16 protein-coding genes and 1 pseudogene are annotated in these 16,086 nt (G+C 60.1%); 13 read left to right on the top strand and 4 right to left on the bottom strand.

Annotated elements, in window-relative coordinates; translation table 11 throughout:
- Nucleotides 1–21 precede the first annotated feature (21 nt).
- Nucleotides 22–429 (bottom strand): ArsR/SmtB family transcription factor, encoded by a 408-nt coding sequence (locus tag NW844_RS08570; protein WP_414334970.1) that lies wholly within the window; start codon nucleotides 427–429, stop codon nucleotides 22–24.
- 118 nt (nucleotides 430–547) lie between these two features.
- Between NW844_RS08570 and NW844_RS08575 the strand changes: the two genes are divergently transcribed.
- From NW844_RS08575 to NW844_RS08590, 4 genes are read left to right on the top strand one after another with little or no spacing between them, the layout of a single operon-like run.
- Complete coding sequence (locus tag NW844_RS08575; RefSeq protein WP_414334971.1) at nucleotides 548–1,264, top strand: MBL fold metallo-hydrolase; 717 nt, start codon at nucleotides 548–550, stop codon at nucleotides 1,262–1,264.
- 57 nt (nucleotides 1,265–1,321) lie between these two features.
- Complete coding sequence (locus tag NW844_RS08580; protein ID WP_414334972.1) at nucleotides 1,322–1,789, top strand: DUF29 domain-containing protein; 468 nt, start codon at nucleotides 1,322–1,324, stop codon at nucleotides 1,787–1,789.
- Nucleotides 1,790–1,833: 44 nt separating this feature from the next.
- Nucleotides 1,834–2,409, top strand: a complete 576-nt coding sequence (locus tag NW844_RS08585) for a rhodanese-like domain-containing protein (protein ID WP_414334973.1) — start codon at nucleotides 1,834–1,836, stop codon at nucleotides 2,407–2,409.
- Nucleotides 2,406–4,193: a SulP family inorganic anion transporter gene (locus tag NW844_RS08590; RefSeq protein WP_414334974.1), complete on the top strand. Its 1,788-nt coding sequence runs from the start codon at nucleotides 2,406–2,408 to the stop codon at nucleotides 4,191–4,193. Before NW844_RS08585 ends, NW844_RS08590 begins: the two co-directional genes overlap by 4 nt.
- On the opposite strand, the gene NW844_RS08595 is transcribed toward NW844_RS08590, so the two are convergent.
- Entirely contained in the window at nucleotides 4,156–5,424 is a 1,269-nt protein-coding gene (locus tag NW844_RS08595) for a hypothetical protein (protein ID WP_414334975.1), read from the bottom strand. The two genes, NW844_RS08590 and NW844_RS08595, sit on opposite strands and share 38 nt — an antisense overlap.
- A 218-nt stretch (nucleotides 5,425–5,642) precedes the next feature.
- Here NW844_RS08595 and trxA point away from each other — a divergent pair, with 218 nt between their 5' ends.
- A complete protein-coding gene (trxA, locus tag NW844_RS08600; protein ID WP_414334976.1) occupies nucleotides 5,643–5,975 on the top strand; it encodes a thioredoxin in 333 nt (110 codons plus the stop codon).
- A gap of 21 nt (nucleotides 5,976–5,996) precedes the next feature.
- Nucleotides 5,997–6,740: a lipoyl(octanoyl) transferase LipB gene (gene lipB, locus NW844_RS08605; protein WP_414334977.1), complete on the top strand. Its 744-nt coding sequence runs from the start codon at nucleotides 5,997–5,999 to the stop codon at nucleotides 6,738–6,740.
- A gap of 33 nt (nucleotides 6,741–6,773) precedes the next feature.
- Here the strand turns inward: lipB and NW844_RS08610 are convergent, their stop codons facing one another.
- Nucleotides 6,774–7,223: a tetratricopeptide repeat protein gene (locus NW844_RS08610; protein ID WP_414334978.1), complete on the bottom strand. Its 450-nt coding sequence runs from the start codon at nucleotides 7,221–7,223 to the stop codon at nucleotides 6,774–6,776.
- A gap of 204 nt (nucleotides 7,224–7,427) precedes the next feature.
- On the opposite strand from NW844_RS08610, the gene purB reads away from it, so the two are divergent.
- The 7 genes from purB (at nucleotide 7,428) to NW844_RS08645 (ending at nucleotide 15,824) form a co-directional block, all read left to right on the top strand.
- Nucleotides 7,428–8,723, top strand: coding sequence for an adenylosuccinate lyase (gene purB, locus NW844_RS08615; protein WP_414334979.1), 1,296 nt, complete (start codon nucleotides 7,428–7,430; stop codon nucleotides 8,721–8,723).
- Nucleotides 8,724–8,732: 9 nt separating this feature from the next.
- Entirely contained in the window at nucleotides 8,733–9,713 is a 981-nt protein-coding gene (locus NW844_RS08620; protein ID WP_414334980.1) for an aspartate carbamoyltransferase catalytic subunit, read from the top strand.
- A gap of 529 nt (nucleotides 9,714–10,242) precedes the next feature.
- Complete coding sequence (pstS, locus tag NW844_RS08625; protein WP_414334981.1) at nucleotides 10,243–11,322, top strand: phosphate ABC transporter substrate-binding protein PstS; 1,080 nt, start codon at nucleotides 10,243–10,245, stop codon at nucleotides 11,320–11,322.
- A 273-nt stretch (nucleotides 11,323–11,595) separates the two neighbouring features.
- Nucleotides 11,596–12,567: a phosphate ABC transporter permease subunit PstC gene (gene pstC, locus NW844_RS08630; RefSeq protein WP_414334982.1), complete on the top strand. Its 972-nt coding sequence runs from the start codon at nucleotides 11,596–11,598 to the stop codon at nucleotides 12,565–12,567.
- A gap of 18 nt (nucleotides 12,568–12,585) precedes the next feature.
- Nucleotides 12,586–13,473: a phosphate ABC transporter permease PstA gene (gene pstA, locus NW844_RS08635; protein ID WP_414334983.1), complete on the top strand. Its 888-nt coding sequence runs from the start codon at nucleotides 12,586–12,588 to the stop codon at nucleotides 13,471–13,473.
- Nucleotides 13,474–13,540: 67 nt separating this feature from the next.
- The gene (gene pstB, locus NW844_RS08640) at nucleotides 13,541–14,338 is read left to right on the top strand and encodes a phosphate ABC transporter ATP-binding protein PstB (RefSeq protein WP_414334984.1); all 798 of its coding nucleotides are present in this window, start codon (nucleotides 13,541–13,543) and stop codon (nucleotides 14,336–14,338) included.
- Nucleotides 14,339–14,456: 118 nt separating this feature from the next.
- Nucleotides 14,457–15,824, top strand: a complete 1,368-nt coding sequence (locus NW844_RS08645) for an FAD-binding oxidoreductase (RefSeq protein ID WP_414334985.1) — start codon at nucleotides 14,457–14,459, stop codon at nucleotides 15,822–15,824.
- A 186-nt stretch (nucleotides 15,825–16,010) separates the two neighbouring features.
- On the opposite strand, the pseudogene NW844_RS08650 reads toward NW844_RS08645, so the two are convergent.
- Nucleotides 16,011–16,070 (bottom strand): annotated as a pseudogene (locus NW844_RS08650) (DUF29 domain-containing protein); the annotation flags it as partial.
- Nucleotides 16,071–16,086: the final 16 nt, after the last annotated feature.

Raw genomic sequence — 16,086 nt, forward strand, 5'->3', positions numbered from 1 at the left:
GCTGCTGCGCCGTCCCCGCCCTCAGGAACCTCCGCGGCTCAGCCTGCCGGAGTGAAGGGCCGCCAGGGGTTCCAGTTGCTGAGCCTGCTGCTTGAGGCGCTTGATTAACTGCTTGCACACCACCTCGCACAGCTCAAAACAGATGGGATCCGCAATTTGGTAGTAGACGCTCACGCCCCTGGGCTCGCGGCTGACGATCCCTGCCTGCGCCAGGATCTTGAGATGTTTGGAAACGTTGGCCTGGCCCATGCCGGTGGCCTCTAGGATTTGGGTAACGTTCTTGGGCCCCGAGCGCAACTGACACAGGATCTGCAGCCGGCTGGGCTCCGCCAAAACCTTGAAGTACTCCGCCACGCTGGTCAGCACTTCCGGCGTCAGGGTCAACTGGCACTCGTCTTTGCCACCTTTCACGAGCTTGTCCCAATCCATAGTCTGTTCTGTCTTGAGGGAGGTGGTAGCTTGATTTTAACACCAAATAGTTATACAGTAGAATGAGAACCCGGATGCGGAGCACGTTCAGGTTCTTGCCAACAGACAGGAGGGCAGCATGCTATTTCGCCAACTGTTCGACTCCGAGACGAGCACCTACACTTATTTAATCGCAGACCCAGACACCCGCGAGGCCGTACTGGTGGATCCGGTGTTGGAGCAGGTGGAGCGGGACTGGAAGTTAATTCGAGAGCTGGGTCTGACCTTGAAGTACTGCCTGGAGACCCACGTTCACGCCGACCACATCACCGGTACCGGCAAGCTGCGGGAGTTGAGCGGCTGCCAAGGGGTGGTGCCGGTTCAGGCCAAGGCACAATGTGCCGACCGCTTCATCGGCCATGGGGAAACGCTGCAGGTGGGATCCATTGTCATCGAGGCCATCGCCACCCTGGGCCACACCGACAGCCACATGACCTACCGCGTCAATGGGGATCGCGTTCTGACCGGCGATGCCCTGCTCATTCGCGGCTGCGGGCGCACCGATTTCCAAAGTGGGGATCCCGGCTTGATGTACGACCACGTGACGCAGCACCTGTTTACCCTGCCGGACGAGACGCTGGTCTATCCCGGCCATGACTACCGGGGACACACCGTCTCCACCATTGGTGAAGAGAAGCGCTGGAACCCCCGCTTCGTGGATCCGGAAACCGGTAAGCTGCGCTCGCGGGAGAGCTTTATTGCCCTGATGAACAGCCTCAACCTGCCGCAGCCCAAGAAGATCCAGGAAGCGGTGCCGGCCAACGAGCAGTGCGGCCAAGTGGCAGCCGCAGTTTAGTCGCTAGGGCTGGCTAGACTTCTCTCAGGCGGCCCGTCAGAAAGGGGAGGGTTGAGAGTGGATCCCAAACATCTCTATGAGAGGGATTTCTATGCTTGGACTCAGCAACAAGCCCAATTTCTGCGGGAGCGGGCTTGGGAGAAGCTAGATCTGCCCCATTTGATTGAGGAGATGGAATCGTTGGGCAGGCAACAGCGGCAAGAGCTGCGTAACCGGCTGGGGGTTTTGGTGGGGCACCTCCTCAAGTGGGAGTATCAGCCGCAGGCCAGATCGGTAAGCTGGCTTCTTACCCTACAGGTGCAGCGGCAGGAAGTTCTGGATCTGCTGGAGGAAAACCCAAGCCTGAGGCCCTATTTGCCGGAGGCCATCTCCAAGTCTTACCTGAGGGCGCTCCAACTGGCTCTAGAAGAGACCAAGCTGCCCAGAAAGACTTTTCCCCAGACCTGCCCTTACTCTCCCGAGCAAATCCTGGATAGCCAGTTTTATCCTGGCGAGCCCAGCAGGTTGCTGGAGGAGGAAGATTAGAAATCCCTAAGTCTTACAACAACCCTAGAAGCAAGGAAGAAACCATGACCGTAGCTCAACAAAATCCTACAGCTCAGCAGGAACGGGATCCCCGTCTCAAGGAGATCGACGCTTGGACTTTAAAGCAGTGGCTGGATCAAGGGCGGGTACAGCTCATTGACGTGCGGGAGCCGGCAGAATACCACGACGAGCGGATCCCGGGGGCGATCAACATGCCTCTATCTACCTTTGACCCCGCCAAGGTGCCGATCTCGACGCCGGAAAAGCCGGTGGTGCTGCAGTGCCGCATGGGCAGCCGCTCCATCCGTGCCGGCTGTCAGTTGCTCGAATACGGCTGGCCGGAAGCCATTAGCCTCAAAGGTGGGATCGAAGCGTGGAAGGCCGCCAAGCTGCCCACCACCCGCACCCGCAACGCGCCCATCTCGCTAATGCGACAGGTGCAGATTACAGCGGGATCCCTGGTGCTTGTAGGAACCCTGCTGGGAGCCTTTGTCCATCCCGGCTGGCTGGTATTGAGTGGCTTTGTGGGGGCGGGGCTGGTGTTTGCCGGGATCACCAACACCTGTGGCCTGGCGCTGCTTTTGGCCCGCCTGCCCTGGAACCGGGGTCAGACGCTATGAGCGGGATCCCGTCCGCCTCTTCCCCAAAGCAGGGGGTTTGGGCGCGCTACCTGCCCTTGGCCAAGGATTCCCTGTGGTGGCTTCGCTACCAGCGAGAGGATCTGCCGGGGGATCTCATTGCCGGGGTGGTCTCGGCCATCCTGTTGGTGCCCCAGAGCATGGCCTACGCGCTGCTGGCCGGCCTGCCCCCCGAGACAGGCCTCTACGCCAGCATCCTGCCGGTGATCGCCTACGGCTTCCTGGGATCCAGCCGGGCTTTGTCGGTGGGGCCGGTGGCCATCATCGCCCTGCTGGTAGCCTCGGGTTTGGAGCCGCTGGCCGAGCCGGGCAGCCCGGAGTATGGCCAGTTGGCGCTGGGCTTAGCTCTGGAAGCGGGCCTGATCCAGCTAGGGGTAGGGCTGTTGCGCCTGGGGTTTTTAGCCAATTTCCTGAGCCACTCGGTTATAACGGCCTTTAGCAGTGCCGCAGCCCTAATCATTGCCCTTAGCCAGCTCCGCCATCTGCTGGGGGTGAAGCTGGCCAACACCGAGTCCTTCTGGCTGCTGCTGCAACGGCTGTGGCAGAGCCTGGATGGGGTCAACTGGGCCACCCTGGGGCTGGGGCTGTTGTCCATCGCCCTGTTGGTGTACGCCCAGCAGAAGCTGCCGGCGCAACTGCGCCGCTGGGGGATCCCGCCCCTCTGGGAGTTGCTGCTCACCAAGAGTGCTCCCCTGGCGGCCGTTTTCTTAACCACCCTGCTGGTTTGGGGGCTAAACCTCTCGGAGAGAGCGGGGGTGGCGGTGGTGGGATCGATTCCGGCTGGCCTGCCACCGCTGACGTTTCCCCAACTGAGCTGGCCAGAATGGGGATCCCTGCTGCCCACCGCCCTAACCCTCAGCTTGGTGGGCTTTACGGAAAGTTATGCCATGGCCCAGGCCCTGGCCAGCAAGCGGCGGCAGAAAGTGGATCCCAACCAGGATCTGGTGGCCCTGGGAGTGGCCAACGTGGCAGCAGCCGTCAGCGGTGGCTTTCCGGTCACGGGTGGGATCAGCCGCTCGGTGGTGAATGCTCAGGCGGGGGCCAACAGCGGTCTGGCCTCGGTCATTACGGGATCCCTGATAGCTCTGGCCATGATCTGGCTGATGCCCCTGTTTACTTTCCTGCCCCAGGCCACCCTAGCTGCCGTTGTGCTGGTGGCGGTGCTGGGACTGGTGGATTTTCACCCCCTGCTGCAGAGCTGGCGCTACGACCGCGGCGATGCCCTCGTTTGGCTGCTCACCTTTGCCAGCGTGTTGGCGATTGGGGTGGAGCGGGGGATTGGTCTGGGGGTGCTGGCCTCCCTTCTCCTCTTCCTCTGGCGGGCCAGTCGCCCCCACATTGCCATCGTTGGCCAGGTGCCGGGCACCGAGCACTACCGCAACGTGCTGCGCCATGAGGTGATTACCGATCCGCGCATCTTGGCGGTGCGAGTGGATGAGAGCCTGTTTTTTGCCAACGCCGCCTACCTGCAGGAGTACATTCTGCAAGAGGTAGCAGCGCGGCCAGCAGTGGAACAGGTGCTGCTGGTGGCCAGCGCCATTAACTTCATCGACGGCAGCGCTCTGGAGGCCCTGACCGAATTGGTGGAACGTCTGCACCAGATGGGGGTGGGCTTTGCCCTGGCCGAGGTGAAGGGGCCGGTGATGGATTGCCTCAAAAGGGTGGGGTTTGTGGAGAAAGTGGGCGCTGAGCGCTTTTTCTTGTCGACCCACCAGGCGATGCAGGCACTCAAATCCCAGGCGATGCCGGCAGCCGCTTCCGGATGAGCACCAGGGGGGTCTGCTCCGCTGCATTGCCCGCCGGGTTCTTGCGCAGCGCCTGCTCCACCAGCTCCCGCTCCACCCCTGGGCTGGCCGCCAGAACGCTTACCTCACCTAGGTCGTTGGCATCCACAATGGCCACCTCGTAGCCAGTCTGGGCGTGGAGCTCGGCCACCAGCTTAGCTGGATGCCGCGGCCCCAAGACGATGAACTGGTCGTAGGGGGGCAAGGTGCCGGTGACATCGTCGATGAGGTCGGCCTGCTCCCCCGCCAGGGCATAGAACACCCCTGGGATCCCCAACAACTTGGCCAGGGATCCGACAACAAAAGCCCCCAGCACCCGCCAGGCTCCCGAGCAGTCGATCAGCGTCTGCATCCCGTAGCAGCTTGAGAGACTGGTCTTGGAGGGGAAGAAGTAGCAGAGGGTGCGGGCTAGCCAGCCAGGCTGCACCTGCAGGGGATGGCGAAAGTGGCCCTGGACGATGGCCGCCGCGCTTTCCGAGATGGCCACGATATCACCGGGCTGGATGTGAGGGCCCACGTAGCGCTGCAGCACCTCGGCAAGGTCATCGCTGGGGGTAAGCAGAGGGGTGGGAATGGCAGCCCAACTCACCGGCCCCTGCTGCTGCCAGGCCAGCTCCGGCAAGGGATCCACTTCCTGCAAGGGCAGGATTAGGTGGCTAGTCTTAAGGGTGCGCCGCTGCCGCCCGTACTGGACGTAGTCCAGCTCCAGCCAGGCCGAGCGCAAATCTGCCAGCCCTTCCCCCCTCAGCTCGATCTCCACTTCCAAGCCGGTCTGGCTTTGGGGGGTAATGATGTAGGCCTGCCAGTAGTTGTCCTGGCGAGGGGGCAGATCCACATGGCGGGAGCGCAGGCGGATCTGGGTTTGGATCCCTTCGATGGAGCTGGCACTGAGCAAATGCAGTCGCGGCTGCACCTGGGCCAAGGTGACCTCAAAGATGGGGTTGAGGTTGCGGGCCACGAACTCCGCCTGGATCAGCCAGTGATCGGGGCTGAGGCGGTTGAGGTGCCAGCTCTGCGGCTCCACCACCAGGCAGTCGGCGGGGCGGGTCTTCCGCCAGTACAGCACCGTCGCCAAACTCAAGAGCAGCCCGGCCACCACCTGAATCCAGCCTGAGGGATCCCCCAGCCAACGCCAGATCCCCCAGAGGCTCAAGACCACCCCAGCCAATACGCCGGCCACCACACCTCGGCTCACCATCCGGATTGTTGCCATCGGGATCCCACTCCTTGCAATCGTTAAGCCCTGCTAAAGCCTGCCCCTTCCGTCCAGCCCGCCCTTTAGACTACAGGTACCGACCAAGCCCTAGTCATCCTACCGGGAAACCGACAGCAAGCGGTCGCAGAATCTCTACCCACATTTCCATCTCAAACATTTAGACTACAAATAGGTTGCATTCTAAGTTTTTCTACAGCATCCTGCGGAGGTCGCCCATGGCCCACAAACAGCAGTTCAAAAGCTTTGACGATATGATCCAGGGATCCAAAACTCCCATTCTGGTGGATTTTTACGCCACCTGGTGTGGTCCCTGTCAGGTCATGGCCCAGGTGTTGGAGCAGGTGAAGCCCCAAGTGGGGGACGCCATCTCCTTTGTTAAGGTCGACACCGAAAAGTACCCCAACATCGCTGCCCGCTGGGGGATCTACGCCGTGCCAACTCTGATCCTGTTTAAAGACGGGAAGCCGGTTGACCGCATTGAAGGGCTGCTACATCCCCGAGCTCTGCTCGAGCGGCTACGGGCCCAGGTCAACTTACCGGTGGCCTGAGCTTTGCAGGGGCTTGAGCCTGTGCCGCTTCTCCAAGTTCACCTGGCAGGAGAGGTGCCCTACCGCACCGCTTGGGCTTGGCAGCAGGCCCGGTTGGCCCGGATGATCCGCGATCCTGAGGTGCCGGATGGGCTTTTGTTGCTCACCCACCCGCCGGTCTACACCCTGGGGGCAGGGGCCGATCCCAAGTTTCTCAAAAGCCTGGCTGGACGGATAGGATCTCCGGATACTCAGCCAGAGTCCCCTGCTCCTGAGGGGCCGGAGATTCTGCGGGTGGAGCGGGGCGGCGAGGTGACCTACCACGGGCCGGGCCAGTGGGTGGGCTATGCCCTACTGAACCTAAAGCGCCATAGGACTGTCTACGGCTCCCATGGCCAGCCGGATCTGCACCGCTACCTGCGCCACCTAGAAGAGGTGCTCATCCAGACCGTAGCCCACTTTGGCCTGCGGGGGGAGCGGATCCCTGGCCTGACAGGGGTTTGGGTGCAAGGCCACAAGGTGGCGGCCATCGGCATCAAGGTCTCCCGCTGGGTTACCTACCACGGCTTTGCCCTCAACGTCTGTCCGGATCTGCCTGCCTTCGCGGCCATCGTGCCCTGTGGGATCCCCGATCGCCCGGTGGGATCCCTGGTGCAGTTTTGTCCGGGGGTAACAATGGCTGCCGTAGCCCCAGGGTTGGTGCAATCTTTTTGTCATGTCTTCGGGCTGCAGGCCCAGGCAGTTTCCCTGGCCGAGTGGTTGGGAGAGCCTCCTTGGTTTGTCTAAATCCGAGATGGTCCTGGATTAATCCAAGGGCGACTACTCCACCCCCAACTGGCGCAGCAGTTGCTGCAGGATGGCTTGGTCAGCAAAGTTGCCGCTTTGGGAAAAAAGAGCCAAGGCCTGGCGAAAGGCAGCCATGGCAGCCTCTCGCTCCCCCAGTTGCAGGTGGGCCACGCCGCGGCTAAAGTAGGCCTCTGGGATCCCCGGATCCAACTGGATGGCCCGCTCCGCATCGGCTAGGGCTTTTTGGGGCTGGCGCAACTGGTTGTAAACGTAGCTGCGGTTAACGTAGGCTGGCGCATAGGTGGGATCCAACTCCACTGCCCGATCCAGATCCGCCAAAGCCGCCACCGGATCCCCGCGCAGCAACTTGAGGGATCCCTGCCAGTTAAACTCGGAAGCAGAGCTTCGGGTGGAGCTCTTCTCAGGAGGAGTGGGGGAGGTGGGCAAAGAGAGGGCGGGGGCAGGAGCCAGGAATGCCGCCAAGCAACCTATGAGAGCCACCCTTCCCCATCGCCGCTTCATCGTGCTCCGCTGAGGATCCCAACCCAGTCCAGTATAGACTGCCCGCAAGAGGGGCCATCCTTGCACTTAACCAACCCGCCGAGAAGCCCCGCTTTGGACCCGGGATGAGAGGCGGATTAGCTAAAATAGCTTGGCTTATCCTATCGTACTGACGGAAAAGGCACCTTGATCGAGCGCTACACTCTGCCAGAAATGGGCCAGATTTGGTCCACCGCCCACAAGCTCCAGACCTGGCTACAAGTAGAGCTGGCCGTCTGTGAGGCGCAGGCGGAGCTGGGGCGGATCCCTCAAGAGGCTCTGCAGGAGATCAAAGCCAAAGCTGCCTTTGACCCGGCGCGGGTTTTGGCAATCGAGGCGGAAGTCAAGCACGATGTTATTGCCTTCTTGACCAACCTCAACGAGCATGTGGGCGAGGCGGGGCGCTACATCCACCTGGGCTTGACCAGCTCGGATGTGTTGGACACAGCCTTGGCCCTGCAGCTTGTAGCCTCGGTTGAGATCTTGCAAGCTCGGCTGGCCGACCTCATCGCTGCTTTGCGTGAGCAGGCCCGCCGACACCGCTACACCTTGATGATGGGCCGCACCCATGGCGTCCATGCCGAGCCCATTACCTTTGGCTTTAAGCTGGCCGGCTGGCTGGCCGAGTGCCTACGCCATCAGGAGCGCCTGACACGCCTGCGGGAGGTGGTCGCCGTGGGCAAGATCTCCGGCGCCGTGGGTACCTACGCCAATGTGCCCCCCCAGGTGGAACAGTTGGCCTGCGCCCGCTTAGGCCTCAAACCGGATACGGCCTCGACGCAGGTGCTCTCCCGCGATCGCCACGCTGAGTATGTGCAGACCTTGGCTTTGATTGGCTCTTCTCTGGAGCGCTTTGCCACCGAGATCCGCCACCTACAGCGGACAGAGGTGCTGGAGGTTGAGGAGTACTTTGCCCCCGGCCAAAAGGGATCCTCCGCCATGCCCCACAAGCGCAACCCCATCAAGTCTGAACAACTGACGGGAATTGCCCGCCTCTTGCGGGGGTATGCTGTCTCGGCCCTGGAAAACATTCCCCTCTGGCATGAGCGGGATATTTCCCATAGCTCTGTAGAGCGGGTCATCCTGCCCGATGCCTCCATCCTCTGCCACTACCTACTGGTCAACATGGCAGATCTGGTGCGCCACCTGCAGGTTTACCCTGCCAACATGGAGCGCAACCTCACCCTCTACGGTGGTGTTGTCTTTAGCCAGCAGGTGCTTTTGGCTTTGGTGGAGAAGGGCTTGAGCCGTGAGGAAGCCTACCGCCTGGTGCAGGAAAATGCCCACCGCGCCTGGAACCAAGCCGGCGGAGATTTCCACGCCAATCTGCTGGCGGATCCCAGAGTAATGGCCCACCTGAGCGAGGCGGAGCTGCAGGCCTGCTTTGACCCACGGCGGCACCTCACCCACCTGGACGAGATCTTTGCCCGCTTGGGCATTTGAGGATCCCCTATGGCTTGGCAGCGGCAACATGTCTTGGGGCTGGCGGACTTTACCCGCGAAGAGTATCAAATTGTCTTGCAAACCGCCGCCAGCTTTCAGGAAGTGCTGACCCGGCGGCTGCCCAAGGTGCCCACCCTGCAGGGGAAGGTGGTGGTGACGCTGTTTTTCGAGCCTTCCACCCGCACCCGCAACAGCTTTGAGCTGGCGGCCAAGCGCCTGTCAGCGGATGTGCTCAACTTTTCCCCCGGCACCTCTTCGCTAAGCAAGGGGGAAACCATTTTGGATACGGCTCGCACCTTTTTGGCCATGGGATCCGACGTGCTCATCGTCCGCCACGCCCAGGCCGGGGTGCCGCAGCAGTTGGCCGCCGAGATCAATCGCCGCGGATCCCCAGCGGGGGTGCTAAATGCGGGGGACGGCCTGCACGAACATCCCACTCAAGGTTTGCTGGATCTATTTACCCTCTGTAGCCACCTGGATCCGCAGCGACCTCGCCTCGAGCTGCTGCAGGGGGTGAAGGTGGCCATTGTCGGTGACATCCTCCACTCGCGGGTAGCCCGCTCCAACATCTATGCTCTAGTGGCCGCTGGCGCAGACGTCCACTTGGCCGGCCCGCCCACCCTGTTGCCCAAAGACTTTGCCCAGTTTGTGCCCGGCCATACTCTGCCGGTGCACTGGCAGTTGGAGCCGGCCCTAGCAGGAGCCCGCTTCGTCATCGCCCTGCGCCTGCAACGGGAGCGGATGAGCGAATTCCTCATCCCCAGCCTGCAGGAATACCACCACCTTTTCGGCCTCACCCAGCAGCGGCTGCGCCTGTGCCACCCCGAGGTGAGGGTTCTCCACCCCGGCCCAGTCAACCGCGGCGTGGAACTGAGTTCTGAAGTGATGGAGGATCCCAGCCTCAACCTCATCGAGCGGCAAGTTGCCCACGGCGTTGCGGTGCGCATGGCTTTGCTGTACCTGATGGGCGGCGGGCGGATCCCGGCTTAGACCTCCCCCTTTCCCCTCTGGTCGGGGAACTTGAGGAGCTGCTTGACGTCTAGAGTGCTGAGGTTACTCTTCTAGCCAACTCAACGCTCTCCGCAAAAGCAAGAAAGAAGCTCTTGCGGGGGCTCTTCTGGAAACATTGAACCCTACATAAGCCTATATAGGCTTGGCAAGATTTGGGGCAGCTTTCTGCTCTAGGTTCTGCGCAACTTATCTTCTGTTCAAACTTTTTTTCTGGCTGGCCAGCATCATCTTTTATTTGGATCGAGGTCACCTAGCCAAGTCTAAGACAAGCTAAAAGCCTTGCAAAATAAGCTTTTCACAGATCCTGAGCTCCAGGATCATTTTTTGCTGCTATCTAAACCCAAGCAAATCACCAGGTAAAAAATCAAGAGCTCATAGCAATCATCTCATTTAGAAAGACACCGACTTTTTCTTCTGGCTTAACCTAAACTTAACCTTAACATATTCTACTCTTAACCTTGAGGTTGTAGAGTTATAGGCGTCGATTAAAATCAGACATTTCTTTCTTATGCGATCTCTGCTCTCTGCTTCTGTTTCTTCTATCGCGGCTCTGGCGGTGGGAGCCCTGGCGCTGGCCCCGGCCCAAGCCCAAACCGTGCAAATCTCTGGCGCAGGTGCTACCTTCGCTGCGCCGCTGCTGCAGCGCTGGTTTGATGCCTACAATCGCACCGTAGATCCCAATGTGCAAGTCAGCTACCAGTCTGTTGGGAGCGGTGCCGGTCTGGAGCAATACATCAACGGCACGGTGGACTTCGGTGCTTCCGAGGGGCCGATGAACGAAAAGAACAATGCCTCTCGCTACAAGAGCTTCAAAGAGAAATACGGCTACGAGCCCCTGCAACTGCCTCTGGCGGGGGGCGCCATTGAATTTGCCTACAACCTGCCCGGCATCGGCGACAAAGAGCTCGTGCTCAAGCGGGAAACCTACTGTGGCATTGTTACCGGCGAAATCACCCGCTGGGACGACATTCGCATCAAGGCCCAAAACCCCAACCTGGCAAGTCGGCTGCCCGCGCTGGACATCACCTGGGTGCACCGCTCCGACGGCTCTGGGACGACCTTCGTGTTCAGCAACCACATCAACGCTGCTTGCCCCAACTGGAAGGGCGGCGTGGGAACCACGGTGGAGTGGCCGGTTGGCATCGGTGCCCAGGGCAACGAAGGGGTAGCCGCCACCATCAAGCAGGAGCAAGGGGCAATTGGCTATGTGAACCAGTCCTTTGCCAAGCTGGAGCAACTGACTACTGCTCGCATAGAAAACAAAGCGGGCAAGATTGTCGAGTTTTCTCCTGAGCGGGCTACTTCTGCCCTCAACGCTCCCCTGCCCGAAGATTTTGCCCTGCTGGTGCCGGATCCCGAAGGGCCTGACGACTACCCCATCGTTGGTTTGTTCTGGGTGATGCTCTACCGCGAATATCCTGACGAGCAAAAGCTGAAGAAGCTGGTGGAAGCCATCAAGTGGACGCAGGGGCCAGAGGGCCAAGCCATCACCAAAGAACTGGACTACATCCCCATGCCGGAGCCGGCCATCCAGCGGATCTTCGCCGAGCTGGATAAGATCAAGGTCAACCCCAACGCGAAGCGATGAGTTGCTGTCCTGTTGAAAGGTGTTAGTTGAGGGCCAGTGGTCAACAAGAGGCTGTGCTCTTCCTGTTGGCTACTGGCTTGCCGCTTTGCTGATTTTTAACGGGTAAAAGTTCTGTCGGCACTGACTTTTGACGTTGTCACCAGTCTGAGTCCAACAAGCTTTTGGTGTTCACTGTTGGCCAGGACACAGACAACTGCAACACCGATGGAATGTAGGGTGAGAGAGGTTTTGCCACAATCTGCCCACCAGTAGAATTGCCACAGCGGGGATCCTATGACTTCGGCAGCCAGAGACTACGACTTATCAACGGATGTTGCTATTGAAAAGAAAATGGATGTTTCCCGCGCCCTCGACGTGGGTTTTGTCCGCCTAACTTTGGTGCTGGCAGGGTTTGCCGGCATCATTCTCATTTGGGTGATCGTGCAGACCACTGAGGCAGCCCTGCCGGCCATGCGCCAGTTTGGCTTGGGCTTTCTGGTCACCAGCCGCTGGAACCCGGTGGAAAACATCTATGGGGTGTTGCCCCAGATCTACGGCAGTTTGATGACCTCTCTGGTGGCCCTGATTTTTGCCATTCCTCTGGGCATCGGCACCGCCATTTTCTTGACGGAAGATTTTGCCCCCAAGTGGATAACGGCGCCGATTGCCTTTGCCATTGAGCTGATCGTGGCCATTCCCAGTGTGGTGCTGGGGCTGTGGGGCATCTTTGTGCTCATTCCGGCGGTGCGGCCCATCTTCCGAGCCATCAATCAGACGCTGGGGTGGATCCCTTTCTTCGGCGGCCCGGCTCCCCGAGGCCCCAGTCTGTTGATTGTAGCCATGGTGCTGGGGATCATGATTTCCCCCATCATCATTTCCATCACCCGCAGCACCCTTGAATCGCTGCCCCGGGGCCTCAAAGAGGGCGCCTTGGCGTTGGGAGCCAGCCGCTGGGAGACGATCTTGACGGTGATGATCCCGGCGGGCCTGTCGGGCATTGTCAGCTCGATCATGCTGGCATTGGGACGAGCCTTGGGGGAGACCATGGTGGCAGCAATGATTTCCGGCAACGCCAACCGCATCAACATCTCCCTGCTGCAGCCAGGATCCACCATTACCGGCTTGATTGCCTCTCAGTTCGGCGAGGCAGGACGCCTGCAGGTGTCGGCCCTTATGTATGCCGGTGTGGTGTTGATGGTGCTGACCCTGTTGGTTAACGTCATGGCCGAAATCATCATCCGCAAGTTTCAAAACTTGGAGCAGTAACCGAGGAGCCTCGTCATTATGTCCCAGTCAGCCCAGCTTGTTCCTGAGGAGATCGACATTAGCCGTGCCGCTGTTGCCCCCCTGCGGAGATACACGAGCATTGCCTTGACGCTGCTGAGCGGACTGTTTGTGGCCGCCATCATGGCTGCCCTATCTTGGGTGCTGTGGGACATCGGTAAGGAGGGCATCCAGAGGATAAGCTGGGACGTCCTCACCGAGACTCGCTACCCGGCTCCAGGGTTAGCAGAGGGGGGGTTTGGCCACGCTATCGTCGGCAGCGTAATGGTTCTGGCCACGGGGGCGGCTTTGAGCTTTCCCTTCGGGATCCTAGCGGCCGTTTACCTGTCGGAGTTTGGCCGCGGCAGCCGCTTGGCCTACTTGGTCAAGTTCTCCTGTAACGTGCTCACGGGCGTGCCGGCCATTCTCTGCGGCCTGTTTGCCTACGCTTTGGTGGTGCGGGGATCCGGCTTCTCGGCTTTTTCGGGGGGAGTTGCCCTGGGCGTGTTGATGCTGCCCATTGTCATCCGCTCCACGGAAGAGGCACTGCTTTTGGTGTCGCCGGATATGCGTTTGGCTTCGGTTGGCCTGGGGGCCACTCGCTTTCAGACCACAATGCGCATCGTCCTGCCGGCAGCAGCCCCGGCCATTGTAACAGGCTTGATCTTGGCCTTGGCGCGGGCTGCCGGCGAGGCAGCACCTCTACTTTTTACTTCCTTCAACAACAATTTCTGGTCAACCAACCTGTTTGGACCGGTGGCTACCCTGCCGGTGATGGTTTACTTCTTCTCAATTATTCCCTTCAAGGTGCAGCAGGAGCTGGCATGGGCAGGAGCCCTGGTGCTGCTGGCCATTGTTTTGGCAGCCAGCTTGCTGGCCCGCTTCCTGGTCTACAAAGCCAGAAGATAGTTTAAGCCTTGTCGGACAGCGGCCAGGTGTGAATTAGCCTCTTGACGAACTTTCTGCGAGTGGGATCATGAAAACTCAATCTGCTAACTCAACCACCTACGTCTTCCGAACGGAAAACCTGAGCGTCTACTATGGCTCGAACCTGGCGGTGAAAAACGTCACCATGGATATTCCCGCCCGGCAAATTACGGCTTTTATCGGGCCTTCTGGCTGTGGCAAAAGTACCATCCTGCGCTGCTTTAACCGCACCAATGACTTGATCCCAGGGGCGCGCGTGGAGGGCAAACTTACCTACCACAGCAAAGACCTCTACGCCGAAAACGTAGATCCCGTGGCGGTGCGGCGGCGCATTGGCATGGTGTTCCAGAAGCCCAACCCTTTTCCCAAGAGCATCTACGACAACGTTGCCTATGGCCCGCGGGTGCTGGGGATGAAAGTGGACTTGGACGAGGTGGTGGAAACTTCGCTCAAGCGGGCCGCCCTTTGGGATGAGGTGAAAGACAAGTTGAAAGAAAATGGCCAGTCTTTGTCTGGGGGGCAGCAGCAGCGTTTGTGTATTGCCCGCGCCCTGGCGGTACAGCCGGATGTCATCCTCATGGACGAGCCCTGCTCGGCGTTGGATCCCATCTCCACCCGCCGCATCGAGGAGCTGATGAAGGAGCTGGAGCAGGACTATACCATCATTATCGTCACCCACAACATGCAGCAGGCCAGCCGCGTCTCGGACATGACGGCTTTCTTCAGCGTGGAGCTGGTGGGATCCAACCGCGTGGGCGAACTGGTGGAGTTCGACCGAACGGAGGTGATCTTCAACAGCCCTGCCAAAGAGGCGACCAAAGACTATGTAGAGGGCCGCTTCGGCTGATGCTCGGGACGGGTCGGGATCCCCTGGAGAGGCGTTTTCTGTCTCTGGTGAGCCTTTCTGCCGGCCCTTTGCACAGACAATGGAGTCTAAGTAGCCTGCTATCCAATTGGGGATCCCTATGACCGTTGCTGCTTCTGGAAAATTGCAGGCCTTGCTTTCTGAGCTGGCCGACCTTGAAACCATCACCGATCCGGCGCAAGTTGCCAAGTTGTCGCTGGACTTTTACCACTACAGCCCTGTGCTCAGCCGCCAGTTGAGCAACAAGCGCGGGGAAGTGGTGGTGCGCCCTGCCGATGAAGCAGAAGTGATGCGGGTGGCGGCGGCCTGTGCCAAGTGGAGAGTACCCCTGACCGTGCGCGGCGCCGGTACCGGTAACTATGGCCAGTGCATCCCCCTAGCTGGCGGTGTGATCCTGGACATGAGCAAGCTCAACCAGGTAATCTGGGCCAAGCCGGGCTTGGCGCGGGTACAGGCGGGGGCCAAGCTGATGGCCATCGACAAACACACCCGCGAGCTGGGCTGGGAGATCCGTATGGCCCCTTCCACCTACCGCACCGCCACTATTGGGGGGTTCATTGCCGGCGGTAGCGGCGGCATCGGCTCTGTGACCTACGGCCAACTGCTGGATCGGGGCAACATCTTAGGGCTGCGGGTGATTACAGTCGAAGAGGAGCCGCGGGCCCTGGAGCTGCGGGGAGACGACGTGTTTAAAGTCAGCCATGCCTGGGGCCTCAACGGGATCATCACCGAGGTGGAGATTCCCTTGGCGCCGGCCTATCCTTGGGCGGAGCTGGTGGTGGCCTTCCCGCCGGAGGGGGGGTTTATGCCCTGCGCCCACTTTGGCCAGGCTCTGGCCGAGGCAGATGGGATCCTGAAGAAACTCATCAGCCTGCACGCCTGGCCGATCCCTCGCTACTTCGTCCCCTTGCAGGACTACTTGCCCCAGGGATCCGCCGTGGCCCTCTTGATGGTGGCCGAGTACAGCCTAGAGCCGTTGCTGGAGCTCATTCGGGAGCATGGCGGCCAGGTGGTCTACAACAAAACGGCTCAGGAGGCCAGCAGGGGGATCTCGCTGGGGGAATTCTCTTGGAACCACACCACCCTGCACTGCCGCAGCGTGGATCCCAATTTGACCTATCTACAATCGATTTTTCCGCCCGATCGGGAGCTGAAGGTGGTGCAGCACCTGTACGAGCACTTTGGCGACGAAGTGCTGATGCACCTGGAGTGGATTCGCATCCGGGGGCAGGCTACCCCGGTCGGCCTGCAAATTGTGCGCTTTACAACGGAAGAACGCCTCAACGAGATCATGCGCTATCACGAGGCGCAGGGAGTCTTCATCGCCAATCCCCACACTTTCATCATCGAAGAGGGGGGTCGCAAAGTGATGGATCCGCGCCAGCTCCGTTTTAAGGAAGAAGTGGATCCCTATGGATTGCTTAACCCCGGCAAGATGCGCAGTTGGCAAGGGCGGGCTTCTGCTTGAAAGTGCTGAGAGGGCTTTATCCTCTAATATCCAGCGATCTCTGAGTTGCCTCTGCCAAAAGGAGAGGGGCTTGACAGTCAATCTTCTGCCAAGGCCAGCTCCAAAGCATAGGGACAAGTCTCCGGAAAGGCCGAGATATCCCCTCAAGCTGGGGCTATCTTCGAGGGCCAATTCAAGCTGAGTTCGCGCATCTGTGATGGCATCCAGCCAGCTCTCTGAGCGACGCTGAGGTTGATATTGCCACATGAACTACCCCACCGCG

The organism is Synechococcus sp. H55.2 (genome assembly GCF_047462495.1).
Lineage (GTDB): Bacteria > Cyanobacteriota > Cyanobacteriia > Thermostichales > Thermostichaceae > Thermostichus.